The 23,649-nt window shown below is 72.3% G+C and carries 24 protein-coding genes and 1 tRNA gene; 9 read left to right on the forward strand and 16 right to left on the reverse strand.

Annotation, left to right across the window (positions count from 1 at the left end):
- Positions 1 to 195: 195 nt before the first annotated feature.
- Positions 196 to 269: transfer RNA gene (locus IG02_RS0102530), tRNA-Pro, on the reverse strand.
- Positions 270 to 495: 226 nt separating this feature from the next.
- Between IG02_RS0102530 and IG02_RS0102535 the strand changes: the two genes are divergently transcribed.
- Positions 496 to 1,008 (forward strand): mycothiol transferase, encoded by a 513-nt coding sequence (locus IG02_RS0102535; protein WP_030741130.1) that lies wholly within the window; start codon positions 496 to 498, stop codon positions 1,006 to 1,008.
- Positions 1,009 to 1,111: 103 nt separating this feature from the next.
- Here IG02_RS0102535 and IG02_RS0102540 read toward each other — a convergent pair whose 3' ends face one another.
- Positions 1,112 to 2,464: a serine hydrolase domain-containing protein gene (locus IG02_RS0102540; RefSeq protein WP_030741139.1), complete on the reverse strand. Its 1,353-nt coding sequence runs from the start codon at positions 2,462 to 2,464 to the stop codon at positions 1,112 to 1,114.
- A gap of 461 nt (positions 2,465 to 2,925) precedes the next feature.
- Between IG02_RS0102540 and IG02_RS0102545 the strand changes: the two genes are divergently transcribed.
- From IG02_RS0102545 to IG02_RS0102565, 5 genes are read left to right on the forward strand one after another with little or no spacing between them, the layout of a single operon-like run.
- Positions 2,926 to 5,025 carry a sensor histidine kinase gene (locus tag IG02_RS0102545; protein WP_078854121.1) on the forward strand — a complete coding sequence of 700 codons (2,100 nt, stop codon included), beginning with the start codon at positions 2,926 to 2,928 and terminating at the stop codon, positions 5,023 to 5,025.
- 7 nt (positions 5,026 to 5,032) lie between these two features.
- A complete protein-coding gene (locus IG02_RS0102550) occupies positions 5,033 to 5,491 on the forward strand; it encodes a roadblock/LC7 domain-containing protein (RefSeq protein WP_030741145.1) in 459 nt (152 codons plus the stop codon).
- 2 nt (positions 5,492 to 5,493) lie between these two features.
- The gene (locus tag IG02_RS0102555) at positions 5,494 to 5,865 is read left to right on the forward strand and encodes a DUF742 domain-containing protein (RefSeq protein ID WP_030741148.1); all 372 of its coding nucleotides are present in this window, start codon (positions 5,494 to 5,496) and stop codon (positions 5,863 to 5,865) included.
- Positions 5,843 to 6,481, forward strand: a complete 639-nt coding sequence (locus tag IG02_RS0102560; RefSeq protein WP_030741151.1) for a GTP-binding protein — start codon at positions 5,843 to 5,845, stop codon at positions 6,479 to 6,481. Before IG02_RS0102555 ends, IG02_RS0102560 begins: the two co-directional genes overlap by 23 nt.
- A gap of 12 nt (positions 6,482 to 6,493) precedes the next feature.
- Positions 6,494 to 7,024 (forward strand): GAF domain-containing protein, encoded by a 531-nt coding sequence (locus tag IG02_RS0102565; RefSeq protein ID WP_030741153.1) that lies wholly within the window; start codon positions 6,494 to 6,496, stop codon positions 7,022 to 7,024.
- A gap of 12 nt (positions 7,025 to 7,036) precedes the next feature.
- Here the strand turns inward: IG02_RS0102565 and IG02_RS0102570 are convergent, their stop codons facing one another.
- Positions 7,037 to 8,140 (reverse strand): Lrp/AsnC family transcriptional regulator, encoded by a 1,104-nt coding sequence (locus IG02_RS0102570; protein ID WP_051764328.1) that lies wholly within the window; start codon positions 8,138 to 8,140, stop codon positions 7,037 to 7,039.
- Between the two features lie 156 nt (positions 8,141 to 8,296).
- Between IG02_RS0102570 and IG02_RS0102575 the strand changes: the two genes are divergently transcribed.
- Together IG02_RS0102575 and IG02_RS0102580 are read left to right on the forward strand one after the other, a co-directional pair.
- Positions 8,297 to 9,589: a metal-dependent hydrolase family protein gene (locus IG02_RS0102575; RefSeq protein WP_051764330.1), complete on the forward strand. Its 1,293-nt coding sequence runs from the start codon at positions 8,297 to 8,299 to the stop codon at positions 9,587 to 9,589.
- Positions 9,589 to 11,172 carry an AbgT family transporter gene (locus tag IG02_RS0102580; RefSeq protein ID WP_030741159.1) on the forward strand — a complete coding sequence of 528 codons (1,584 nt, stop codon included), beginning with the start codon at positions 9,589 to 9,591 and terminating at the stop codon, positions 11,170 to 11,172. The genes IG02_RS0102575 and IG02_RS0102580 overlap by 1 nt, the downstream gene beginning before the upstream one ends.
- A gap of 41 nt (positions 11,173 to 11,213) precedes the next feature.
- Here IG02_RS0102580 and IG02_RS0102585 read toward each other — a convergent pair whose 3' ends face one another.
- From IG02_RS0102585 to IG02_RS0102615, 7 genes are read right to left on the reverse strand one after another with little or no spacing between them, the layout of a single operon-like run.
- The gene (locus tag IG02_RS0102585; protein ID WP_030741169.1) at positions 11,214 to 12,014 is read right to left on the reverse strand and encodes an alpha/beta fold hydrolase; all 801 of its coding nucleotides are present in this window, start codon (positions 12,012 to 12,014) and stop codon (positions 11,214 to 11,216) included.
- Positions 12,015 to 12,034: 20 nt separating this feature from the next.
- The gene (locus IG02_RS0102590; RefSeq protein ID WP_030741171.1) at positions 12,035 to 13,108 is read right to left on the reverse strand and encodes an LLM class flavin-dependent oxidoreductase; all 1,074 of its coding nucleotides are present in this window, start codon (positions 13,106 to 13,108) and stop codon (positions 12,035 to 12,037) included.
- Entirely contained in the window at positions 13,105 to 14,121 is a 1,017-nt protein-coding gene (gene dmpG, locus IG02_RS0102595; protein WP_030741173.1) for a 4-hydroxy-2-oxovalerate aldolase, read from the reverse strand. The genes IG02_RS0102590 and dmpG overlap by 4 nt, the downstream gene beginning before the upstream one ends.
- Complete coding sequence (locus IG02_RS0102600) at positions 14,118 to 15,062, reverse strand: acetaldehyde dehydrogenase (acetylating) (RefSeq protein ID WP_030741175.1); 945 nt, start codon at positions 15,060 to 15,062, stop codon at positions 14,118 to 14,120. The genes dmpG and IG02_RS0102600 overlap by 4 nt, the downstream gene beginning before the upstream one ends.
- Positions 15,059 to 15,880, reverse strand: coding sequence for a 2-keto-4-pentenoate hydratase (gene mhpD / locus IG02_RS0102605; protein ID WP_030741177.1), 822 nt, complete (start codon positions 15,878 to 15,880; stop codon positions 15,059 to 15,061). Before mhpD ends, IG02_RS0102600 begins: the two co-directional genes overlap by 4 nt.
- Complete coding sequence (gene fdxA, locus IG02_RS0102610) at positions 15,877 to 16,203, reverse strand: ferredoxin (RefSeq protein ID WP_030741180.1); 327 nt, start codon at positions 16,201 to 16,203, stop codon at positions 15,877 to 15,879. The genes mhpD and fdxA overlap by 4 nt, the downstream gene beginning before the upstream one ends.
- Position 16,204: 1 nt before the next feature.
- Entirely contained in the window at positions 16,205 to 17,230 is a 1,026-nt protein-coding gene (locus tag IG02_RS0102615) for an NAD(P)/FAD-dependent oxidoreductase (RefSeq protein WP_030741182.1), read from the reverse strand.
- A gap of 145 nt (positions 17,231 to 17,375) precedes the next feature.
- Here IG02_RS0102615 and IG02_RS0102620 point away from each other — a divergent pair, with 145 nt between their 5' ends.
- Entirely contained in the window at positions 17,376 to 18,368 is a 993-nt protein-coding gene (locus tag IG02_RS0102620; protein WP_030741184.1) for an ABC transporter substrate-binding protein, read from the forward strand.
- Here IG02_RS0102620 and IG02_RS38630 read toward each other — a convergent pair.
- From IG02_RS38630 to IG02_RS0102650, 6 genes are all read right to left on the reverse strand, one after another.
- Positions 18,256 to 18,765: a MaoC/PaaZ C-terminal domain-containing protein gene (locus IG02_RS38630; RefSeq protein ID WP_234314573.1), complete on the reverse strand. Its 510-nt coding sequence runs from the start codon at positions 18,763 to 18,765 to the stop codon at positions 18,256 to 18,258. The two genes, IG02_RS0102620 and IG02_RS38630, sit on opposite strands and share 113 nt — an antisense overlap.
- Positions 18,762 to 19,301 (reverse strand): FAS1-like dehydratase domain-containing protein, encoded by a 540-nt coding sequence (locus tag IG02_RS0102630; protein ID WP_030741189.1) that lies wholly within the window; start codon positions 19,299 to 19,301, stop codon positions 18,762 to 18,764. Before IG02_RS0102630 ends, IG02_RS38630 begins: the two co-directional genes overlap by 4 nt.
- Positions 19,298 to 20,023 (reverse strand): IclR family transcriptional regulator, encoded by a 726-nt coding sequence (locus IG02_RS0102635; RefSeq protein WP_078854122.1) that lies wholly within the window; start codon positions 20,021 to 20,023, stop codon positions 19,298 to 19,300. The genes IG02_RS0102630 and IG02_RS0102635 overlap by 4 nt, the downstream gene beginning before the upstream one ends.
- A gap of 420 nt (positions 20,024 to 20,443) precedes the next feature.
- Entirely contained in the window at positions 20,444 to 21,301 is an 858-nt protein-coding gene (locus tag IG02_RS0102640; RefSeq protein ID WP_030741193.1) for an alpha/beta fold hydrolase, read from the reverse strand.
- A gap of 9 nt (positions 21,302 to 21,310) precedes the next feature.
- Positions 21,311 to 22,264 carry a catechol 1,2-dioxygenase gene (locus IG02_RS0102645; protein WP_030741196.1) on the reverse strand — a complete coding sequence of 318 codons (954 nt, stop codon included), beginning with the start codon at positions 22,262 to 22,264 and terminating at the stop codon, positions 21,311 to 21,313.
- Positions 22,261 to 23,613, reverse strand: coding sequence for a M20 family metallopeptidase (locus IG02_RS0102650; protein WP_030741199.1), 1,353 nt, complete (start codon positions 23,611 to 23,613; stop codon positions 22,261 to 22,263). Before IG02_RS0102650 ends, IG02_RS0102645 begins: the two co-directional genes overlap by 4 nt.
- Positions 23,614 to 23,649: the final 36 nt, after the last annotated feature.

Raw genomic sequence — 23,649 nt, forward strand, 5'->3', positions numbered from 1 at the left:
GCTCCGCAGGAGATCTGGACCGTGAGCACGCCGAGGTGTGCGGAGAGCGTTGCTCCGGCGGCCGTGATCTCGGGTACGTCCGGCGCCACCCGCCGACCCGGGTCAAGGACGCCGGTCCCCGACTGGTCCCCGGGAATGACCAAGGGCCGGTTTCGGATTTCTCCGAAACCGGCCCTGACCTGCGACTCTCACAAGTCGGGACGACAGGATTTGAACCTGCGACCCCTTGACCCCCAGTCAAGTGCGCTACCAAGCTGCGCCACGTCCCGTTGCCCGTCTGACCTGGGGTTTCCCCGTGCCGAACGCGCATGAGAACAATACCGCACTCGGCCCCGTGGTCACGAATCGCTTTCCGCGGCCCCGGGCCGCCACGCCGGCGCCGCCATCCGGCCGGACCCCGGGGCGCGTCGCCCGGGGAGCCGGGGGAACCTGAACGGGGGCGGCGGTACGGACGGTCCGTACCGGACCACCGCAGTCACAGGAAGGGAGCCCGCCATGACCGCGAGCGGAGATCTGCTCATCGACGCCTTCGGGCGCATCCGGGAGACCGTGCACGAGGTGGTCGACGGCCTCTCCCCCGACGAGCTGGCGGTCAGGATCGACCACGGGGCGAACTCGGTCGCCTGGCTCGTCTGGCACCTCACCCGGGTGCAGGACGACCATGTCAGCGACCTGGCCGGCACGGAGCAGGCGTGGACCGGCCAGGACTGGGTGAGCCGGTTCGGCCTGCCCTTCTCGCGCGGTGCCACCGGCTACGGCCACTCCCCCAAGAACGTGGCCGCGCTCGGGGGCGTCTCGGCCGAGCTCCTCACGGGCTACCACGACGCCGTGCACGACAGCACGGTCGGATATCTGGGCACCCTCCGTGACGCGGACTACGAGCGGGTCATCGACGAGACCTGGTCGCCCCCCGTCACCCTCGGCGTACGCCTGGTCAGCGTCGTCTCCGACGACCTCCAGCACGTCGGGCAGGCGGCCTTCGTCCGGGGCTGGCTGGAACGCCCCTGACCGGGCTCCGCACCCGCGGCCGCTCCGTCACCGCGCCGCTCCCGGTCCGGCCCAGGGCACGGCCGCACCGGGAGCGAGCCTCGGAACCGTCCGCGCGGGACGGTCAGCGGGACGCGGGCCGCCAGGCGCCCGGGGAGAGGTCGACGCCGGGCAGGCCGTCGGGCATGGCCTCACGGGCCGCCGCCGCGGACTCCGCCGGCGTGGCCGACGCCGCGCCGCCGTCCCCGCCGGCGGGACAGAGCGCTTGGAAGATGTGGCCGTTCAGGGCCTGGTCGATCGGGCTCGGCTCCAGCGTGCCGTCGGGATTGAGGCGCTGGTACTTCATCAGGTTCCAGCCCAGCGCGAGCTGCTCGGCCCCGTCCCGGCTGGACAGCGCGATCGTTCCGGCGCCGAACACCGCTCCGTCGTGGCCCCAGAAACGGCCGCAGGGCAGGTCCATGGCGTAGATGCCGAGCCCGTACCGTATGCCGCCCGCCGGTACGGTCCGCAGCATCTCGGTCAGTGTGGCGGGGCCGATCAGCTCGCCTCCGAGCAGCGCGCGGTAGAACCGGTTCAGGTCGTCGGTGGTGGAGACGATCGAACCGGCCGTGCTCGCCCAGGACATGTCGTAGACGCTGTAGTCGCGCGGCGGGTCGATCAGCCCGTAGAAGGACTCGTACATCCGGGCGTGCGGGCCGGAGATGTACGGGGTGCGCGGGTAGGTGGTGTCGCGCAGCCCGGCCCGGCGGATGACGTCGCGGGTGATGTACGTCCGGGCGTCCTGGCCGGTCACCTTCTCCAGGAGCAGTCCGGCGATCACGTAGTTGACGTTGGAGTACGAGAAGCGCTCGCCGGGCGCGCCGGTGGCCGGGGCCTTCAGGCCCAGCCGTACGAGCTCCTCCGGTTCGATGGAGCGGAAGCGCTCCTCGTCCAGGCTGGCCGTCGAGTTCTCGGCCAGCGAGGGGAACGCGCCCAGGACGTAGTCCCCGATGCCGCTGGTGTGGTTGAGGAGCATGCGCACGGTGACGGTGGAGCCGAGTCCGGGCGGCAGCAGGTCCGGCAGATGGTCGGCGACGGGCGCGTCGAGATCGATCCTGCCGCGTTCCACCTGCTGGAGGAGCGCGACGGCGGTGAACGTCTTGGAGATGCTGCCCACGCGGTGGCGCATGCCCGGCTCGACCGGGCGTCCGGTGTCCACGTCGGCCAGCCCTGACGCGCCGGTCCAGCTCCGGCCCCCGTCGCGCACGGAGGAGTACGTGCCGTACATGCCCGCGGCCGTGACGGCGTCGAGGGTGGTGCGCAAGGCCTTCGGGTCCAGGGCCCTCGACGCCGGGGCCCCCGGGCCCCGGGTCCCGGAGACCGATGCGCCGGCGGCGGGTGCGGCGGGACCGCGCACGGTGGCGGCGGCGGCCGGTGCGAGCGTGGTCATCACCAGGACGGTACTGATGGCAGCGCCGACGAACCCGGCTTTTCTCATGAATCGCCCTCCCCATGAATCGGTCACGGCCGGTCGGACCGTGACGCGTTCGATTCTTCCGGCGCCCGAGGGTGCCTGCCTCGTCCGACGGGACGAGGCAGGCACCCTCCACGCGGTTTATGACGCCTCGTCATCGCGGATGATCCGGCGGGGAGCCTTCTTGAGGTACGGGGAGACACAGCCCTTCCGAGGCCCACGAGGTTCACCCCTCCGGAACGGGCGACGACGCCCCCTCTCCCCCGAATGCTCCATTTCGCGCTGATGTGCGATCACTCATACGGAAGCGGGATGCTCTGGGATGAGATTGTCAACTACCCACCTTGCGCGACGAATTGCCGACTACGGTGTGTACCCGGTGATCAACGGAGGGCTGACGCGACGTGCGTCGGCCCCGCCACTGCGCACCAGGACCGAAACACGAGCGCTGCCGATATCGCGGGCCCCACATACCGAGGACACTGATGTCTCAACTTCGCGCACCCGCCGCGCGGGCGGAACGCCGAGAGGGCGGGCGGCACGGCCGGCCGCACGGCCCCCGTCCGCCGGTGGCCACGGGAAGGGCCAACCCCGCGGCTGCGCCGGACTCCCGCATACGGCCCCGGCTTCTGCGCACCGCCGTCCTCCCGGCGACAGTCGCGGCGCTCAGCGGCGCCACCGCCGTGATCCTCGTCCTGCGCGCTTCCGCCGCGGAACCGTCCGGCCGGACCTGGGCGGCCCTCGGCGGGACCGCCCTCATGGCCTTCGCCGCGATCGCCACGGCCGCGCTGGGAGCGGAACGCACGGCCAGGTCCGTCCTCGGCCGGTGCAACGCGCTGCGCCGCGCGACCGCCCGCCGGCAGGCGGACCTGGACGCGGTCGTGGAGCGCCTGCGGCGCGGTGAGCGGGTGCCGGAACCCCGTACGCCGCCCTCGTCCGCCGGGGCACACGCGGACGAGTTCGACCACCTGACGCACGAGCTGGGCCGGTCGCACGAGGCGGCCGTCGGCGCGGTCGTACAGGCGTCCCGGCTCTCCAGCAGCGTGGGCGACGAGCAGAAGGTCGAGGTCTTCGTCAATCTGGCCCGCCGGCTCCAGTCCCTGGTGCACCGGGAGATCCAGTTGCTGGACGAGCTGGAGAACGAGGTCGAGGACCCCGAACTGCTCAAGGGCCTGTTCCACGTCGACCATCTGGCCACCCGGATCCGCCGGCACGCCGAGAACCTCGCCGTCCTCGGCGGGGCGGTCTCCCGGCGCCAGTGGAGCAGGCCCGTCAGCATGACCGAGGTCCTGCGCTCCGCCGTCGCGGAGGTCGAGCAGTACCCGCGGGTCAGACTCGTGCCACCGGTCGACGGCGCGCTGCGCGGGCACGCCGTCGCCGACGTCATCCATCTGCTGGCCGAACTGGTGGAGAACGCCACGCTGTTCTCCTCCCCGCACACCCAGGTGCTGCTCCGGGCCCAGCAGGTGACCGCCGGTCTGGCGGTCGAGGTGGAGGACCGGGGACTCGGCATGCCACCGGCCGAGCAGCAGAGGATGAACGACCTGCTCGCCGACCCCGACCAGGTCAACGTCGCACGGCTCCTCCAGGACGGCCGGATCGGACTGTTCGTCGTCGCCGCCCTGGCGCGCAGACACGGGATCGCGGTCCGCCTCCAGTCCAACATCTACGGCGGGATCCAGGCCGTTCTCGTCCTGCCGCCCGGTCTGCTCGGATCCGACCGGGCCGACGGGACCGGCGCGGCCGACCACGCCGGCCGGCCCGACCCCAGCCATCGGCCCGACCACGGCCATCGGCCCGACCACGGCCTTCGAACCGACCACGCCGAGCGGCCCGAGCAGGGCGAGGAGCGAGGCAGCGGCGGTCGGCCCGAAGCGGCTCCGGTCCCGGCCACGACCACCGCTCCCGCCCCCTGGGCCGTGCCGCCCCCCGCTCCCGCCCCCTCCACGGTCCCGGTCCCGGTCCCGGTCACGCCGCACGTTCCCGCACCGGTCACCGGCACGGGCGGGGCCACGGCACCGGCCGCTCCCCTGCCCGTGCCCCGGCAGGCGCCCCCGCGGCCGTCGCACGCCCCCGTCGCCCCGGCCCGCCTCCCCCAAGGGGCTCCCACGGGTCCCGACTTGGACGCCCCCGGCTCGGACGGTGTGCCGGCCGCGCGTCCGGGCAGACCCCCGCTGCCCCGGCGCCGCGGGCAGGAGCACCTCGTACCGCAACTGCGCGGCGGGCCCGTGCCACCGCCTGTCCGGGGGCAGGAACACGTGCTGCACAATCCCGGTCTGATGGCCGCCTTCCGGCGCGGAATCGGCCTCGCCGAGTCCCGGTCCGAGTCAGGGGCCGGGCCGGAGCCGGGAGGCCGGTCGCCGTCCCCGTCCCTCTCCGAATCCGCGCCGGGCGAGGCCACATCGACGTCCACGTACACGTGCGCGTCGGACTCCGAGTCGGCGTCCGAGTACGCCCGCGCCTACGGGCTGCGGCCCGCGGCGGGGCACACCGCGCGGGCCCTGGACGCCCCCGCGCCCGCCCTGCCACAGCCGCTCCCGGAACCGCCGGAACCGCAGCGCCACCCCACCACCCCCAAGGAGTAGACACACGATGGCGAGCGAACTGCCGACCGGCCACGTCTCCGACCTCGACTGGCTGCTGAGCGGCCTCGTCCAGCGCGTCCCGTACACCCGCAGCGCCGTGCTGCTCTCCGCCGACGGGCTCGTCAGGTCCCTGCACGGGCTGGCCCCGGACAGCGCCGACCACCTGGCCGCCCTCGCCTCCGGACTCCACTCCCTGGGCCGCAGCGCCGGCGTCCGCTTTGGCGGCGGCGGCGAGGTCCGCCAGGTCGTGGTGGAGCTCGACTCCACGCTGTTGTTTGTCTCCAGCGCCGGCTCCGGCACCTGTCTCGCCGTGCTGGCGGACAGCGAGGCGGACGCGGCGGTGCTCGGCTACGAGATGGCGATGCTGGTCAAGAGCGTACGACCGTACCTGGCCACACCGCTGCGGCAGGGCGTGGGAAGCGCGCCGGGCGGGCCCGGCGCCGCACCGGGTCTCCCGAGGCGGTGAGCGTGCCGGTCCCCACGGAGGGGCCTTGGCTGGACGAAGCGGCCGGCCGGCTCATCCGCCCGTACACCGTGAGCGGCGGCCGGACCCGGCCGGCCACCGCCCTGGACCTGCTGACGCTGGTGCGGGCCACCGGCACCGCGCCGCCGCCGCACCTCGGGCCCGAACACGCCGAGGCCGTCGACCTGTGCCGGGGGCCCCTCTCGGTCGCGGAGGTCGCGGCGCACCTGGAACTGCCGGTGACGGTCACCAAGGTCCTGCTCTCCGACCTGATGGCCTGCGGCGCGATCACCACACGGCCGCCCGACAGCTTCGACAACCCCACCGACCGTTTCCTGCTGGAGGCAGTGCTCGATGGCCTACGACGACAGCTCTGAGTCCTCCGACGGCGCCGCCGGTGCCGTCGGCCGGCCCTTTCCCACCGCGTTGAAGATCCTGGTGGCGGGCGGCTTCGGGGTCGGCAAGACCACCTTCGTGGGGGCCGTCAGTGAGATCGCGCCGCTCAACACGGAGGAGCTGCTGACCCAGGTCAGCGCCGCCACGGACGACCTGACGGGTGTCGAGGCGAAGACGTCGACCACGGTCGCCATGGACTTCGGCCGGATCACCCTGGACGACCGGCACGTGCTCTACCTCTTCGGCACCCCCGGTCAGGAACGCTTCTGGTTCATGTGGGACGAGCTGTCCCGGGGCGCGCTCGGCGCGGTCGTGCTGGCCGACACCCGGCGGCTGGAGTACTCCTTCTCCGCGGTCGACTTCTTCGAGCAGCGCGGCATCGGGTTCATCGTCGCCGTCAACGAGTTCGACGGGGCGTACCGATACGGTCCCGAGGAGGTCCGGGCCGCCATGGACCTGGATCCCGGGGTACCGATCGTGCTCTGCGACGCCCGCATCGCCAGTTCCGGCATCCACACCCTGGTCACTCTCGTCCAGCATCTGATTACCTCGGCACCGGCCATGGAGCCGGCCAACGAGCCGGCCGGCCCGGCGTAACGGAGCCCGCGCATGAAATACGATCCGATCGGCCGTCTGCTGCTCACCCCCGTCGACCGGGAGGCGCCGGACCGCGTGGCGCGGCTGCGCCGGCTCGGGCTCGGGGAGCGGCCCGAGCCCGCCTTCGACGCCTTCGCCCGGCGGCTGGCGGAGCTGACCGGCGCGCCGTACGCGATGGTCAACTTCATCGGTGAGGAACTGCAGTTCTTCGCCGGACTCCATACGCCGCGCGGCGCGGGGGACGCCAGGTCGCTGGGGCGCGACCTGGGCTACTGCCCGCACGTGGTGGTACGGCGGAAGGCCCTGGTCCTGGAGGACGTGCGGGACTTCCCGCGCTTCGCCACGAACGCGCTGGTGGACGAGACCGGTGTCCGTTCCTATCTGGGAGCGCCGCTCATCGACCGTACGGGGCTGGCCCTGGGCACCGTCTGTGTGGTCGACACCGAGCCCCGGCGCTGGGGTCGGGCGGGACTGGACACCATCAAGGCGTCCGCGGCGGAACTGATGACGCACATCCAGCGGCTGGAGGACGGGCTGCTCTGAGCGCCGGATCGCTCAGGTGACGGGTGCGACGGCGGGCCACGGTCCCTCCGGATACCGGAGCGGTACGGCCCCGACGCAACGGCCGTCGTGGTCGAGCAGGCGCCCCATGTGCTTGACGGTGCGCAGCACCACCGAGCGGTCGGCGACGGTGAGGTGCGGCAGCTTGCGCGACAGATGGGCCTCGAAGGCGTGCACATCGCGCAGGTCGCGCAGCCAGACGTCGATGACCAGGTTGTGCGGGCCCGCCGTGATCGCGCACGAGCGGACCTCACGGACCCCGGAGAGCGCCCGGCTCGTCTCCTCCACGTACTGGCCCGGTACGGAGGCGAAGTACACGGCGGACAGCGGCCAGCCCGAGAGCGGGCGGGCCAGGTCACAGCGCAGGACGAGCCGGGACCCGAGCATCGACTGCAGTCGGCGGCGCACCGTGGTCAGGCTCGCTCCGGTCACCGCCGACAGGTCGCGCAGCGACATGCGCCCGTCCATGCTCAGCAGTGCCAGCAGGTGCGCGTCCAGGGTGTCCCCGCGGGCCTCCGCCGCGTGCGCGGGCTCGTGGGCCGGTGGGACCGCCGCCTCGATGGCCGCGCTCTGGGCCTCGTCCAGGCTGCGCAGCCGCCATCGGCTGCCCTCGGCCGGGACGCCGGTCGACACGTGCGTACGCGTCGCCCGTACTCCCGGCGTCCGCTGGAACAGCAGGGTGGAGAAGCGCGCCAGCTCGTCCAGGCTGCGGGCCTGTACGGCGACGACCAGGTCCCGGCCGCCCGCGGTGAGCTTGATGTTCGCCACCGACGGGTTCGCCGCGAGGGCGTCGGCCACATCCTCGGCGAGGCCGGGCTCGGTGTCCACCTCGAGCACCCCGGTCACCACGATCCGTGTGTTGGACAGCCGGGGGTAGGCGGTCACCCACGCCAGGCCCGCCTCCTGGAGCCGGTGCCAACGGCGCGCGGCGGTGACCGGGTTGACGCCGAGCACCTCGCCCACGAGCGTCCACGGGGCGCGGGGGTGGATCTGCAGAGCGTGGACGATCCCCCGGTCGAGTTCGTCGAGATCCACGGGGGCTTCGTCGTCGGCTGCCGCCGTGACCCGGCCACCGGTGGCATATTCCTGCACTCCCATGGATGGCGCTTCTCTGCGCGCGTCGAGAGAATCCGGCGAGAAAGCTGCACTGTCACACCAGGTTTTCTTCCGCATTCCACACTCCCTTCCTCTGCTGCCGACACCGAGTTTCCCGACACGGAGGAGTGAGCGCACCCTATGACGCCCAGGACCCCCATGACCACGCATGTCACGACGCGGGAGGCCCCCCGGACCGCCCTGCGGGTCCACCACGCCCGGCTCGTCGACGGCTCGGGCACCGCGCCCGTCGAGGACGCCGTCGTCACCGTCGATGCCCGGGGAACCATCACCTACGCGGGCCCCGCCGCGACGGCGCCCGCGGCGGACGAGGACGCGGCCGGCACGCGCGTGGTCGACGCGGGCGGCCGCACCGTCCTGCCCGGTTTCTTCGACTGCCACGTCCACCTCGCCTACGCTCAGGGCTCGCCGCCCAGCCGGCGTGCGGAGCTCGATCCCGTCCTGGTCACTCTGGACACGGCCGCCCGGCTGCGCCAGACCCTGGACGCGGGAGTTACCACCGCCCGTGACCTGGGCGGTCTGTCGGCGGGCTTCCGTACGGCCGTCGAGAGCGGCCGGGTCGTGGGGCCGAGGCTGCACACGGCCGTGCGGATCATCAGTCACACCGGCGGGCACGCGGACGTACGGCTGCCCGACGGCACCGATCTCAGTGCCGGGATGTCGGAGATCGCCGACAGCACCGACACGGCCCGGCTGGCCGTGCGCCGGGTGCTGCGCGACGGCGCCGACCTGGTGAAGGTCTGCGCCACCGGTGGCATGGGCAGCCCCTACGACGATCCCGACGACGAGGGCCTGCTGGAGGAGGAGATCCGGGCCGTCGTGGACGAGGCGCGCCGCCACGGCGGCAAGCCGGTCGCCGCCCACGCGCAGGGCAACGCCGGCATCCTCAACGCCCTCCGCGCCGGCGTCACCAGCATCGAGCACGGCTACGGGCTCGACGAGCGGGCCCTGGACATGGCGGGTGAGCGGGGCACGTTCGTCGTGCCGACGCTGTCCACCGTGTACGCGGGCATCAACAAGGACACGATGCCGGACTACCACTACCAGAAGAAGACCCGCTGGTCCGGTGTCACCAAGGAGAACATCAGCCGGGCCATCGAGTACGGTGCCCGGATCGCGCTCGGCACCGACGCCGCCGTCGGCCCGCACGGTGTGAACCTGATGGAACTGGGCTATCTCGTCGACCTGGGCATGGACCCCATGGCCGCCATCGTCGCCGGAACCCGCACCTCCGCCGAGCTCCTCGGAGTCGCCGACCGGTTGGGCACCCTCACCGCCGGCCGCACCGCGGACCTCGTCATCTGCGACGGCGATCCGCTGGCGGACATCGGCGTCCTCGGCGATCCGGCGAACATCGTCTGTGTCGTCCAGGACGGCGTGGTCCGGAAGGATCTTCTGCTGCCGGCGGCGCCGGCCGGAAGGCAGCCCTGATGTCCTCAACCACCGACCTCCCGGCGCCCGGCAAACAGTCCCCGTCCCCCGGCTCCGAACGGCCGACCGGCATCGACCGGGTGCTCGCGGTGATCGAGCGGTTGGGCAACGCGCTGCCCAACCCGATCATCCTGTTCACCGGCCTGTTCGTGATCCTGGCCGTCATCTCCACCGCGCTCGCGCTGGCCGACGTGACCGTCACCGTGCCCGGCACCGACGAGACGAAGGCCGTCACCGGGCTGTTCACCGGCGAGGGCATGCGCTGGCTGACGGAGAACCTGGTCACCAACTTCGCCACGTTCCCGCCCATCGCCGCCGTGCTTCTCATGATCATGGCGGTGGGCGTCGCGGAGAAGGCGGGGCTCCTCGAGACCGTCATGCGGGCCACGCTGGCCCGTGCGCCGCGTGCGGTGCTGCCGTACCTGGTGGCGCTGACCGCCTGCCAGGCGCACATGATCAGCGACGTCGCCGCGATCGTGCTGCCGCCGCTGGCCGCCGTGGTCTTCAAGAGCGCCGGACGGCACCCCGTGGCCGGGCTGATCGGCGGTTTCGCGTGTGTCGGCGCGGGCTACGCGGCAGGGTTCACCATCGGTTCGCTGGACGCCCTGTACATCGGCATCACCCAGCAGGCGGCCGCGGTCCTCCCGGCCGCCCAGGGCCTCGACCTGCACCTGCTCGTCAACTACTACTTCACCGCGGCCAGCAGCCTCGTCCTCGGACTGCTCGGCGGCTTCCTCATCAGCCGCGTCCTCGAACCGCGCCTGGGCACGTACGACGCGTCCACGGCCGCCGAGGACGAGCCCGAGCAGGACCTCTCCCTCACCCCGGTCCAGCGCCGCGGGCTGCTGCTCACCGCCCTCGTCGTCGTCCTCTACGCGGGCGCGGTCCTGTCCCTGTGGCTGCCCGAGGGCGCCCCGCTGCGCGGCGAGGGCGGGGCGCTCGTGCCCTCGCCGCTGCTCACCGGAATCGTTCCGGTGCTGTTCGGCGCGTTCCTGCTGGCCGGGCTCACCTACGGATTCGCCGTGAAGGCGCTGTCCGGCTCGGAGAGCGTGGTCGCGGCCATGTCCGACTCCGTGCGGAACATGGCCGGCTACATCGTCCTCATGTTTGTCGCCGCGCAGGTCATCGCCCTGTTCAACTGGTCCAACGTGGGCATCCTGCTCGCCGTGAAGGCCGCGGCGGGCCTGGACTCCATCGGCCTGACCGGTTTCTGGGCGCTGGTGGCGTTCGTCCTCCTGGCGGCCTGTCTGAACCTGTTCGTCGTGTCCGGGTCCGCGCTGTGGTCGCTGGTCGGGCCCGTGTTCGTCCCGGCGTTCATGCTCCTCGGTATGAGCCCGGCCCTCAGCCAGGCCGCCTTCCGTATCGGCGACTCGGCCACCGGCATCATCACGCCGATGAACCCGTACGTCTTCCTGCTCCTGGCGCTGTTGCGCCGGTACGAGCCGGAGGCGCGGCTGGGCACGCTCATCGCCCGGCTGTCGATCTTCACGGTGCCGTTCCTGGTGGTGTGGCTGACGATCCTGGGGATCTTCTACGGGTTCGATCTGCCGCTCGGGCCCGGTGCTCGCATCGGCCTGGAGTGACGGCACCCGATGCGACGGGAGTCGGTCCGCCCGGGCCCGGTTCAGGCTCGGGCGGACCATTCCAGCACGATCTCGGCGAACTCCGCGGGCAGCTGCTCGGGGACGGGGACGTGGCCGCCGGACAGGACGCGGGTCTCGCAGCCGAGAGCCGCGGCGAACCTCTCCAGGGCGGGCAGGGAGTAGTGGTCGCCGGGGGCGCAGACGGCGAGGGTGCGGGCGGTGACGCCGGGCAGCCGCTGGTCCATCGCGTAACTCCGGACCGCCACATGGCCTTCCTCCACCCGGTCCAGAACGGTCAGCGCGTCGACCATGAACCGGGTGAGGGCGGCCTCTTCCCCGCTCGCGTAGAAGTCGCGGCGCCGGTTCCACAGCTCCAGCAGGTGCGAGCCGTCGGGCCTGGGGTCGACGTGGTCGACCTGCTTGCGCTCCGCCGCCGTGCGGCGCTTCTCCTCGTCGATGAACGGTGTGGCGGAGAGCAGGAGGCTCGCCACCCGCTCCCCCAGGCGCGCGGCGAGTTCGACGGCGATCACGCCGCCCGTGTGGTGGCCGACGAGGTGGAAGCGTTCCAGTCCGAGTGCGTCGGCCAAGGCCTCGGCGGCGTCGGCGAAACGCTCGATCGAGTGGGGTCCGTCGGGCTTCGCGGAGGCGCCGAAGCCCAGGGTGTCCATGGCGACGGCGCGGCGTGCGGTGCCGACGCGCGGCAGCACATGGAGGTACTCGGTCCACGAGCGCGGGGTCTGGTGGAGCATGAGCACGGGCTCGTCTCCCGCGCCGCCGCATTCCGCGTAGTGCAACTGCCCGAAGGGGCTGGGGACATAGCCCTTGCGCACGGTGTCCGTCATCGGTGCCTTCATCGGTGCGGTCATCGGTGTTCCGCCTTCGCTTCAGTGGTCCGGGACAACGCCGGCAGCACGGAGGTGCAGACCGCCTCGATCAGGCACGTGGGAGGGTCGTAGGAGCCGACGTGCTGGAGGAACACCCCGGTGACGCCGGTGGTGCGCAGGGCGCGGAGGCGTTCCGTGATCTGCTCGGCGGTACCGAACAGGCAGAACTCCTCGGCGAACCGGAGGGCCGCCTCATCGCTGATCCATGCCGAGCAGATGTCGACGGCGGCGTCCCAGTCCTCCGCGTGCACGAGGTCCGGGTAGACCCCGCCGACCGTGGCGGGCACCTGGACGTCGATTCCGGCGAGGGCGAGAAAGGGCGCGCCGCCGTTCTGGGCGATCGACGCGCAGATGGGCTTGAGCAGCCGGGCCTCGGTCTCGATGTCGTCGGTCACCGCGCAGAACGCGGAGACGGTCAGGGGGATGGTGGCGGCGTTCCGGCCCGCCGCCTCGGCGCCCTCGCACACCCGCGCGGTCGCTCCTTCCAGGGTTCTCGGTGAGACCCCGCTGAGGAGGATCACACCGTCGGCGATCTCCCCGGCGAGCCGCAGGTTCTTCGGCCCGCTCGCGGCCAGGTGCAGCGGAACCTCGGGGCGTGGATCGCGCAGCCGGGAACGGACCGTGCGCTCGGCGGCCGGGAATTCCCACTCGCGGCCGTCGAGCAGGGCGCGCAGCATGCCGAGCCCGTCCCGCATCGCCGCACGGGTGGTCCGGCGCAGGCCGATCGGTCCGACGGAGCTGTTGCCCACGCCGAGGCCGAGAGTGAAACGGCCGGGGGCGAGTTCCGCGACACTGCGGGCGGCCGAGGCGACGACGGCCGGGTGCCGGGTCGCCAGGTTGGTGACCGCGGTGCCGAGACCGATCCGCTCGGTGCCCAGGGCGGCGGCGGTCAGGGTGGTGAACACGTCCCGCCACAGCAGTTGGGAATCGGGGAACCAGACGTCGTCGAAGCCGAGCCGCTCCGCTCGCCGTACGGTCTCGGCCACCCGGTCCGCGCGGTCGCAGGGCGGGACGCGGACGCCGACCCGGAGGGGGATGCCCGGCGCCGTCATGCCCGCCCCTCCCCCACCAGGTCGAGGGCGATGTCGGTGATCATGTCCTCCTGGCCGCCGACCATGCCGCGCCGGCCCACCTCGACGAGGATGGTGCGGGTGTCGAGGCCGTAGCGGGCGGCGGCGGTCTCGGCGTGGCGCAGGAAGCTGGAGTACACGCCCGCGTAGCCGAGGGTGAGGGTTTCGCGGTCGACGCGTACGGGGCGGTCCTGGAGGGGGCGTACGAGGTCGTCCGCCGCGTCCATGAGCGGGAACAGGTCGCAGCCGTGCGTCCAACCCATCAGGTCGGCGACCGCGACGAACGCCTCCAGCGGGCAGTTCCCGGCACCCGCGCCCTGACCGGCCAGCGAGGCGTCGACACGGGTGACGCCCTCCTCGACGGCGACGACGCTGTTGGCCACGCCGAGGCCGAGGTTGTGGTGGGCGTGGATGCCCAGCTCCGTGTCGGGGGACAGGACGTCGCGGTAGGCGCGGAAGCGGTCGCGTACGCCGTCCATGGTGAGCCGGCCACCGGAGTCGGTGACGTACACGCAGTGGGCGCCGTAGGACTCCATCAGGCGGGCCTGGCGGGCCAGTTCGGCGGGTTCGGCCAGATGGGACATCATCAGGAACCCGGCGACGTCCATGCCCAGTTCCCGTGCGGCGGCGATGTGCTGGGCGGCGATGTCCGCCTCGGTGCAGTGGGTGGCTATGCGTACGGAGCGGATGCCGAGGGTGTGGGCCTGCTCGAGGTCGCGCAGGGTGCCGATGCCGGGCAGCAGCAGGGTGGTGGGGACGGCCCGGTGCACGGCGTCGGCGACGGCCTCGATCCACTCCCAGTCGGTGTGGGCGCCGACGCCGTAGGTGATGCTGGAGCCGGACAGGCCGTCACCGTGGGCGATCTCGATGGCGCGCACGCCGGCGGCGTCGAGGGCGGCGGCGATGGTGCGGGCCTGCTCGACGGTGTAGCGGTGCCGGACGGCGTGCATGCCGTCGCGCAGGGTGACGTCCTGGACGTACAGTTCGGCTGTCATGCGGTGGCCCCCTGTCGGGCGTGGTGGGCGGCCATGCGTTCCGCGGTGCGCAGCGCGGCCGAGGTCATGATGTCGAGGTTTCCGGCGTAGGCGGGCAGGTAGTGGGCGGCTCCCTCGACCTCGAGGAACACCGACACCCTCGACGCGTCGTTGCCGGCGGGGACCAGCGCGCGCAGCGGGTCGTCGGCGGCGATCCGGTCGAACTGCACCCGCTGCTTGAGCCGGTAGCCCGGCACGTAGGCCCGGACCCGGTCGACCATGGTCTCGACGGAGGCGGTGACGGCCGCCTCGTCGCACTCCGAGACCAGGCAGTGCACGGTGTCCCGCATGATCAGCGGGGGTTCCGCCGGGTTGAGGACGGTGATCGCCTTGCCCCGGGAGGCGCCGCCGACCCGCTCGATGGCGCGGGCGGTGGTCTCGGTGAACTCGTCGATGTTCGCCCGGGTGCCGGGGCCGGCGGAGCGCGAGGCGATGGAGGCGACGATCTCGCCGTAGTGCACCGGGGTCACCGCCGAGACGGCCGCGACGACCGGGATCGTGGCCTGCCCGCCGCAGGTGACCATGTTGACGTTCGGGGCGTCCAGGCGGGCGTCGCCGTTGACCGGGGGGACGACATAGGGGCCGATGGCGGCCGGGGTCAGGTCGACGAGGGTGCGGCCCAGCGGGCGCAGCACCTGCTCGTGGTGACGGTGGGCGCCCGCCGAGGTCGCGTCGAAGACGATGCCGACGTCGGCGAACTCGTCCAGCCCGACGAGCCCTTCGACGCCCCCGTGGGTGGTGGCGACCTTCAGACGCCGTGCGCGCGCCAGGCCGTCGGAGTCCGGGTCGATCCCGGCCATCGCCGCCATCTCCAGGCTGTCCGACAGCCGCAGCACCTTGATCATGAGGTCGGTGCCGATGTTGCCGGAGCCGATGACGGCCACCTTGGTACGGGTACTCACAGTCCCTCTCCCTCTGCCGCGAATTCGACCGCCACCCGGCCGAGTTGGCTGATCCGTGCCTCGAACCGGTCGCCGGGGGCGGCGACCGCCATGGGCCCGAGCGCTCCCGTGAGCACCACGTCTCCGGCCCGCAGGGGATCGCCCATGCCGGCCAGCGTGGCGGCGAGCCAGGCCGCGGCGTTGAGCGGGCTGCCGAGGCAGTCGGCGCCGGTGCCCTCGGAGACGGCCTCGCCGCCCCGGGTCATCGTCATCCGGACGCCGCGCAGGTCCAGGCCCGACAGGGGTACGGGCGTGGAGCCGAGCACGAACAGTCCGCTGGAGGCGTTGTCTGCGACGGTGTCGACGAGGCGTATGTCCCAGCCGTCGATCCGGCTGTCCACGATCTCCAGCGCGGGCAGCGCGAAGTCGACCGCCCGCAGGACGTCGGCCACCGTGCACTCGGTGTGTGGCAGACCGGCGCCGAGGACGAGCGCGACCTCCGCCTCCACCTTGGGCTGGAGCAGCCGTCCGGCGGCCACCACTCCCGCCTCGGGGACCGCCATGTCGGCGAAGAGCGCTCCGAAGTCGGGCTGGTCCACACCGAGTTGGCGCTGCACGGCCGGAGAGGTCAGGCCGATCTTGCGGCCGACGATCCGCCGTCCGGCGGCGAGCCCTCGCTCGACGTTCACCCGCTGCACGGCGTACGCGGTGTCGATGTCGCCCTCGGGGAGCAGGGAGCGTACGGGAGGGCAGGCCCTGCCCGTGCGGGCGGCTTCGGCCAGGGTGTCGGCGGCCTCGGCCACGCCGGGCGGGGTCTCGAGCACCTCGCGGGCCGTCATGCGTCCACCTTCGCGATCAGCGGGGAGTCGGCGTCGACGCGGCCGACTCCGCTCGCGCCGCCCGGTGTCCCGAGCGGCTCGCTCCGGCCGGGCAGCACCACGTCGAAGAACCGCTGGTTGTCCTCGCGGTGTCCGGGGTCCGCCTTCCGGTCGACCGTGATGGCCTGCTCGGGGCAGGCGATCTCGCAGGCGCCGCAGTCGATGCACTCGGTGGGGTTGATGTACAGCTTGCGGGCACCCTCGTAGATGCAGTCGACCGGGCACTCCTCGACACAGGACCGGTCCATGATGTCGACGCAGGCCGACCCGATGACGTAGGCCATCTCAGTTCTCCTTCTCGGTGGAGTGCCCGGGGAACAGCTGGGCCTCCGGGTCGATGACGGTGGCGGCGTTGTTGACCGCGGTGGCGACCTCGCCGAAGCCGACGGAGATGAGGCGCACCTTGCCCGGGTAGTCGGTGATGTCGCCCGCCGCGTAGACGCGGGGGATGTTGGTGGCCATCCGGGTGTCGACGGCGATACGGCGTGCCCGCAGCGTCAGGCCCCAGTGTTGGAGCGGGCCGAGGTCGGCCTTGAAGCCGAGGGCCGCGACCACGGTCTGTGCGGACAGCAGGCGGGTGGTCCGGTCGAGCCGGTGCCGGATCTCCACGTGTTCGACGTGCGCGGTGCCGTGCAGGGCGCTCACCTCGGAGTCGGTGAGGATATCGATGCCGAGGCCGCGCGCCTTCTCCACGGTGGCGCGGTGGGCGCGGAAGCGGTCGGTGCGGTGCACGAGCGTGACGGACCGGGCCACGGGGGCGAGGGTCACCGCCCAGTCGAAGGCGCTGTCGCCGCCGCCGACGATCACCACGTCCCGGTCGGTGTGGTCGGCGGGGCGCGCCACGAAGTAGAGCTGGCCGCGGCCGAGGAAAGCCTCCCCCGCCGGCAGTGGCCGGGGGGTGAACGTGCCCACTCCCCCGGTGATCACCACGGCCCCGGCGCGGACCTCGGTCCCCTGGTCGCTGCGGACGACGGGCCGGCCGTCCGCGTCGTGGGACAGTTCGGCCGCACGCTGGCCGAGGAGGTGGACCGGCCCGTACGGCTCGGCCTGCGCGACCAGGTTGTCCACCAGGTCACGGCCGCGCACCGAGGGGAACCCGGCGATGTCGAAGATGGGTTTCTCGGGGTACATCGCGCTGATCTGGCCGCCGCACTGGGGCAGTACGTCCATGACCGCGACCCGAAGCCCGCGGAAGCCCGCGTAGTAGGTGCCGTAGAGGCCCGCGGGCCCGGCGCCGATGATCAGGACGTCGGTCTCGATGCGGCGCGACGACTCGTCCTGGGTCACCGGCACGTCGGAAAGAACGCTCATGCCCGGAGGCTAGGGAGGGCCCCGGTACCGCCCAATGAGTTCGTTCCGGTGAGCAGGACGCCGCGCTTATGCCGACGGGCCGGCCCTGGAAGGGTCGGAGGACCAGCACCCCACGCTCGCCATTCCCCGCCCTGGGAGGATGAAGATGCACACGAACGACAGGTCCCGCCGCGGCACCAGGGGTTCCGCGCTCACCGCCGCCTGCACGGCACTGGTCCTCACCACGGCCTGTACGGCCGGCAGCACCGACTCGACGGGGGTGTCGTCCGCGGGAGCGCCGACGGTCCGGCTCGCCCTCGGGGTGGACGCCTCCTACGCGCCCCTCTATCTCGCCGTGGAGCGTGGCATGTTCGAGAAGGCGGGCGTCAACGTGGAACTCGTGAAGACCGAGGGCGGTCCCGCGGCCTCCCAGGCGGTCACCGCGGGCACGGCGCAGATGGCGGCCAACGCCGACTCCACCGCGCTGCCGCTGATGGTCGCCGATCCCGGTCTGCGGGCCCTGGGCGTCTTCCAGTCCTCCGACCGCTACCTCAAGGTCGTCCTGCGCGACGGCGTCGACTCCCCGGAGCAGATCAGGAAGATGGCGTCGATCGGCGGCCTCGGTCTCTACGCGACGCACCAGTACCTGAAGCACAACGGCGTCGACCCGGAGTCCGTGGACATCCTGGAGAGTTCGCCGCCGGAGATCCCGGGCATGCTGGAGCAGGGCTCGATCGACGCCTACATCCTCTTCGAGCCGTGGGCGGCCCGGGGTGACGCGGCGGGCGGTCACATCGCGGGGCGCACCGGTGACTTCGGGGTGACGTACGTGCAGTGGCTGCTGGCCGACCAGAGCTGGCTCAAGGACAACGAAGACGTCGCGGGAAAGGTCTTCAAGGTGGTCGCCGAGGCGGACAAGCTCGTCACCGACGATCCCGCCGCCGCGGCGGAGGCCTCCGAGCGGCAGGTCGCGCTGCCTGCGGACCAGACGGCGAAGGTGCTGCCGGAGATCACCTTCGCCGCCCGCGGCATCGACGACACGGATGTCACCGAGTCCCGGAGGATCGCCGCCTTCCTGGTCGGGCAGAAGCTGATCGAGAAGTCGCCGGAGCTGGGGACGACCCTGCTGAAGGGCTGGTACGAGCGGCACGCCAGGTGAGTCCGACGTGCCCGGTGACGCAGGGGACGCCGTCCTCCTTGTGGACGGCGACGTCCAGCGTCACCCGGACGCCCTCGTCGCAGGGCTCGACCGTGCGCACCGTCGCGGACCAGGTGAGCCGCTCACCGGCCACGGCGGTGGCCCGGTTGCGCCAGCTCACCGACTCCAGGGCGGCGCCGGGCCCGGCCCACTCCAGCGCGTACCGGACGAGAGTCTCGCCGTGCAGCGTGGACTGCACCACCACGTCCGGGAAGCCCTCCAGGGCCGCGTACTCGGCGTCGTAGTGGATGCGGTGGGAGTTCCAGGAAACGGCGCTGAACCGGAAGAGCCGCACCCTGCTGTGGGAGTGGGTGCGCGGCGCGCAGGGCTGCCCGGCGACAGGGACGGCCGCCGTCATACGCCCGCTCCCTTCTGATCCGTGTCGTCCGGGACGCCGTCCAGGACGATGATCGTCTCGTCCACCGTCATCAGTTCGGCTCCGTCCCGCGAGGTGAATCGGGTGGTGACGCCGAGCAGCACGAACTCGCCGGACCGGCCGTGCCGGTGGTCGGCCGAGACGAGCGACCGGGCCGCGGTGACCGGCATCCCGGCGACCGGGGACCGGCCCAGCCGGACCGACTGTCCTCCGTGCACCTGCCGCACCGGCAGGCCGTCCGTGCAGGGCGACTCGCGCGCGGCCAGCCCGTCCGGGCGCAGCTCGTCCTCCGCCGGGCCGTCCTCCCAGCTCATCGTCCCGGCGAGGAACAGCGCGGGAGCGACGACGGGTTCCCCGGCCGCCTCCTGTGCGCGGGCCGTGTGGATGTAGTCGAGGTCGTCGAGGGCCGCCGCGTAGCGGCAGAAGTCCTTCACGGCGAGGACGCCGCAGTCCTCGCTCTCCCACTGCCCGATCAGTGTCCGGGCCCGGGTGAGCACCTCCTGGAGGACCGCGCTCACCGCAGCGACCGGCTGATCCCCAGGGCGGCCGCGCGCAGCGCGCCGGCGTGCCCGGTGGGATCCATGCGATAGGTCGGGGCCGTGATGGAGAGCGAGCCGACGAGTGCGGAACGGCCGGCGAAGACCGGCACCGCCATGCTCGTGTACCCGAGCCGGATCTCCTCGGCCTCGGTGGCGACGCCCTCCGACCGGATCCGTTCCAGCTGGGCCCGCAGCCGGCCCGGTGAGGTGACCGTGTGCCGGGTGAACGGTTTCAGGCCGTTCCTGACCACGTCGACGAAGAGCGCGCTCGGAGAGAAGGCGAGGATCGCCTTGCCGGTGGCCGTGCAGTACAGCGGCAGCCGGCCCGCCACCCGGGACTCCTCGTTCAGTCCGCGGTGCGGGAAGATCTTCTCCAGGTACACCACGTCCAGGCTGTCGTGGATGGCGAAGTGGATGGTCTCCTGGGTGGCGAGCAGGAGGTCCTCCATGTACGGCTGGGCGACCTCGCGCAGGATGCGTTGCCGGTGGACCCGCTGGCCCATCTCGAACAGGCGCAGCCCGAGCCGGTAGTCACAGCCCGACCGCTCCAGCAGGCCCCACACCACCAGTTCCTGCGCGAGCCGGTGCACGGTGGCCTTGGCGACCCCGGTACGGCGCACCAGTTCGGCGAGGGAGAGGACGTCGTCCTCGGGGGTGAACGCCTCCAGAATGGGCCTGACCTTGCCGAGTACCGAGTTCATCGGGTCGGGGTACGGAGCGGGAGGGGCCGATCGCGGAATCGATGCCGGTACCGCACGCGGAACCGGGGCCTGTGCCGGAGCCGGGGCCTGTGCCGGAGCCGGGGCCGGGGCCTGTGCCGGGGCCGGGCGTGAGCCCCGGGCCGGCGCACCAGCACGGGCCGCCTGGGCCGGGACACCGGACACGATGCCGGGGACGGATTCGTCGGGTGGGTCGGGTGCGAGGGATGGGGCGTCGGCGCGGCCAACCGAGGTGACGCTCATATGAAGAACCTCCCGATCAATCCGTTGCCTTCCTCAGAACGCGGTATTTGGCTGAATCTGGCCCTCCACAGAACCACGCACAGCTCGATCAGGCCATGCCTCGGGGTGTTAATTCGGGGTGAGCCGGGCCGGAACCCGGCCCGGGCCACGGGACAGCCGTTACCGTGCCTCGGCCAGGAACGCCAGGCTCAGCGGGTTGTACAGGCCGGCCTTCTCGTGCTGCGGCCAGTGCCCGCACTCGTTGAAGACCTCCAGGCGGGCGCCGGGGATGGCGGCGGCGATGGCCTCGGCCTCCGGTACGTCGCCGAGCGGGTTCTTGTTGCCCCAGACCACCAGCGTCGGCGCCTTGATCCGCGCCATCCGGTCCGGCCGGAGCAGATTGCGCTCGCGGGCCCCGGCTTCCTGGAGGGCCAGCAGATTGCCCAGGTTGGCCTGGAAGTCGGGGTGGTGGTAGATGCCGTAGCGGACCTGTGTCAGCTCCTCGCCGAGATCTTCGTCCCAGTGTGCCCAGAGCAGTTCGAGCCGCTCGCGGGTGAAGGAGACGTCACCTTCCAGCGCGGCGGCCCGCGTCGAGGTCTTCAGCCGTTCCATCACCTTCGGGTTGATCTTCGTGCCGCCCATGCACAGCAGTTGCAGCGAGGCGACGCGGTCCGGGTACTCGCTCGCCGCCCAGGACGAGACCCAGCCGCCCAGCGACTCGCCGACCAGGTGGACGCGCTCGGCGCCGACGGCGTCCAGATAGGACATCAGGTGCTCGACGTACGCGGGGATCTCACCGGGGCGGTCCGGCTTGCCGGTGTAGCCGTGGCCCAGCATGTCGATGGCGTGGCAGCGGTAGCGCCCGGCGTGCGCCGGGATGTTCCGTACGAAGGCCTCCAGGTGGCCGGTCGTGCCGTGCAGGAACACCACGTGCTCGCCGTCCTCGGGTCCGGCCTGCAGGGCACGGGTCCTGAAGCCCCCGGTCTCCACGTAGGTGTGCCGGTAGTCGACGCCGATCAGTTCGGTCCAGATGCTCATGGCTGCCTTTCAGCTTCCGGTGTTCGTCTGTGCGGGGTTCAGGACGGCGACGGCCATCCCGGTGAGCCACTCGGGCATCGGCTCGTAGGCGAGGCGCCGGCCGGGGGCGTGGTCGAGCAGGGCCGCCATGAGCAGCCAGGCGCGTACTTCCTGTGCGCCGTTGCCGGCCGTCCTCTCCAGTTCCTCGGTGGTGAGCCGGGTGACGCGGTGGGTCTCGCCCTTCTCGACGAGGGAGAGGAACTCGTCGTCGAAGCCGGGGTTGAGCGCGGCCTCGGCGGCGCGGATGATCTGGCGGCGGCGGGCGTCGTAGTCCTGCCAGTTGTCCCGGCCGTTGAGCCAGGCGCCGACCATGAACTCCTCGTCGTCGCCGTGCGGATCGCGCCAGTCCGGCCAGGGCAGCCGGTGCGAGAGCCCGCCGGAGCCGATCACCGCGACGCGGCGGTCCCCGGGAAACGCCAGGACCGCCTCCCGGATCGCGCGGCCCAGTTCCTCGCAGCGTGCGAGCGTGGGCAGCGGAGGGGCGAACACGTTGACGACGAGGGGGACGAGCTCCACGTCGAGGCCGTCGAGGAGGTACTGGATGGCGTGCGACTGGCCGTGGTCGATCTGCAGCCTGGCCGAGTACGCGGGGTCGAAACGGCCGCCCTCCACGAGGGCGGCCGCGATGTGCCGGGCGAGCGGCACGTCCACCGGCTGCGGTCCCTTCGGGGTGCCGGACTCGCCGCTCGCGAGGCACTCGCCGACGCCGAGGGTGAAAGCGGGGACGAGGTCCAGCCAGAAGCCGCGGAAGTGGTTGGAGCCGACGAGGAGCACGGTGTCGGGGCGGGCCGCGGCGAGTGCGTCGCGCGCCTCCCCCAGCGCGTCGCGGAACCGCTCGGCGCGGTCCTTGTGGAGGGTCTGTTCCCAGTGGGTGTTCATCAGGGTGCTGTGCGAGGCACCCACGCCCAGGACGATCTCGGTCATGACGGCTCTCCTTCCACCTCGGCGCGCGTGCGGGTGACCGTGTCGACGGCCGTGCGGATCAGATGGCGCGTCAGCTTCTCCATGGCCCGTACGGAGACGGTGTTCATGCCTCGGGCGAAGTCGATCTCGAACGGTGCCTCCGCGTCGGCGACCTTGGGCATCCCGACCCGCACGGTGGGGATGCCACGGCCGCGCAGGATGTTGGCGTCGGTGGCGCCGCTGTTGCCGCGGATCGCCTCGTGTCCGCGCCCTTCGAAGGCCTCCCAGCCCGCTGTCGCGCTGCGGCAGACCCAGTTGCGCGGGTCGGTGCGCGTCCCGGGGACGGCCAGCACCATACGGGCGGTGACGTCGAGCCCCGGCACCTTGGCGCGCAGGGCGTCCAGCGCGGCCGAGAACTCCCGCCTGGCTTGCGTCGGTGTGGTCTCGGGCGCGATGCGCAGGTCCACCATCAGGGTGCACACGGCCGGAGTGACGGCCGCCATGCGGGGCCAGCCGCCGCGTACGGAGGAGACGATGCCCTGGGGTGCGACCGTGCCGCCGGTGTGGCGGTCGGCGTACTCGGCGAACCACTCCTCCAGGTGCCGGGCCACCTCTCCGGCCCGGGCGATGGCGTTGTCGTACGGGAGCCGGTGCCGGGATCCGACGTAGGTGTGGGTGCCGTGGACGGTGATCTCGAACCAGACGAGGCCGACCTCGTCGTGGGAGACCGTCCAGCCGGGTTTGGCGATCACCGCGTAGTCGGTCCACACGCCCTGCTCCAGCAGGAACGAACAGCCCACGCCCTGGCCGGTGTTGTACCGGGTGGAGCCCGGCCTGGCGTTGGTGGGCATGCCGCCCGCGCCGAACGCGGCGACGAGATCGCCGGTGAGCGGGATGCCCGCGAGGGCGATGGCCTCGGCGGCCATCATCACGCACGCCGCGTGGCCCTTGGGGTTGGAGGCGCCCAGCCCGGTGACCAGATCGTCGTAGACGGTGGCCCGCGGCCGCATGTCGTCCCGCAACTCCGGCCCGATCCACGGAAGGTCCTCGCTCTCCTCGCCCACGGTCAGGGTGTCGATGGGCGCGTAGAGCATGAGGTCAGGGCCGGTTCCGTCGCCGTCGAGCCGGGCCCAGGCGTTGGCCTGCCGGTCGTCGAGCGGCTGCACGGCGGCGGAGCATCCGGAGGCGGCGAGCGTGCCGGCGATATGGGCCGCGAGGGGCCCCTCGTCGCCGGTCGGGCTCGGGATGCCGACCAGCCCGATGATCAGCTCTCGCAGCCGGTCGCCGCTGACGTGCCTCCAGGCCTCCTCCGCCCAGGCCCTGCGCCGGCCGTCAAGCCCGGCCAGACCGGCCGCCGTGTGGTCGTTCACGGGTTGATCCTGTGGACCTGGGTCATCGTCGTGCGC

The organism is Streptomyces sp. NRRL F-5135, from assembly GCF_000719775.1.
Lineage (GTDB): Bacteria > Actinomycetota > Actinomycetes > Streptomycetales > Streptomycetaceae > Streptomyces > Streptomyces hebeiensis.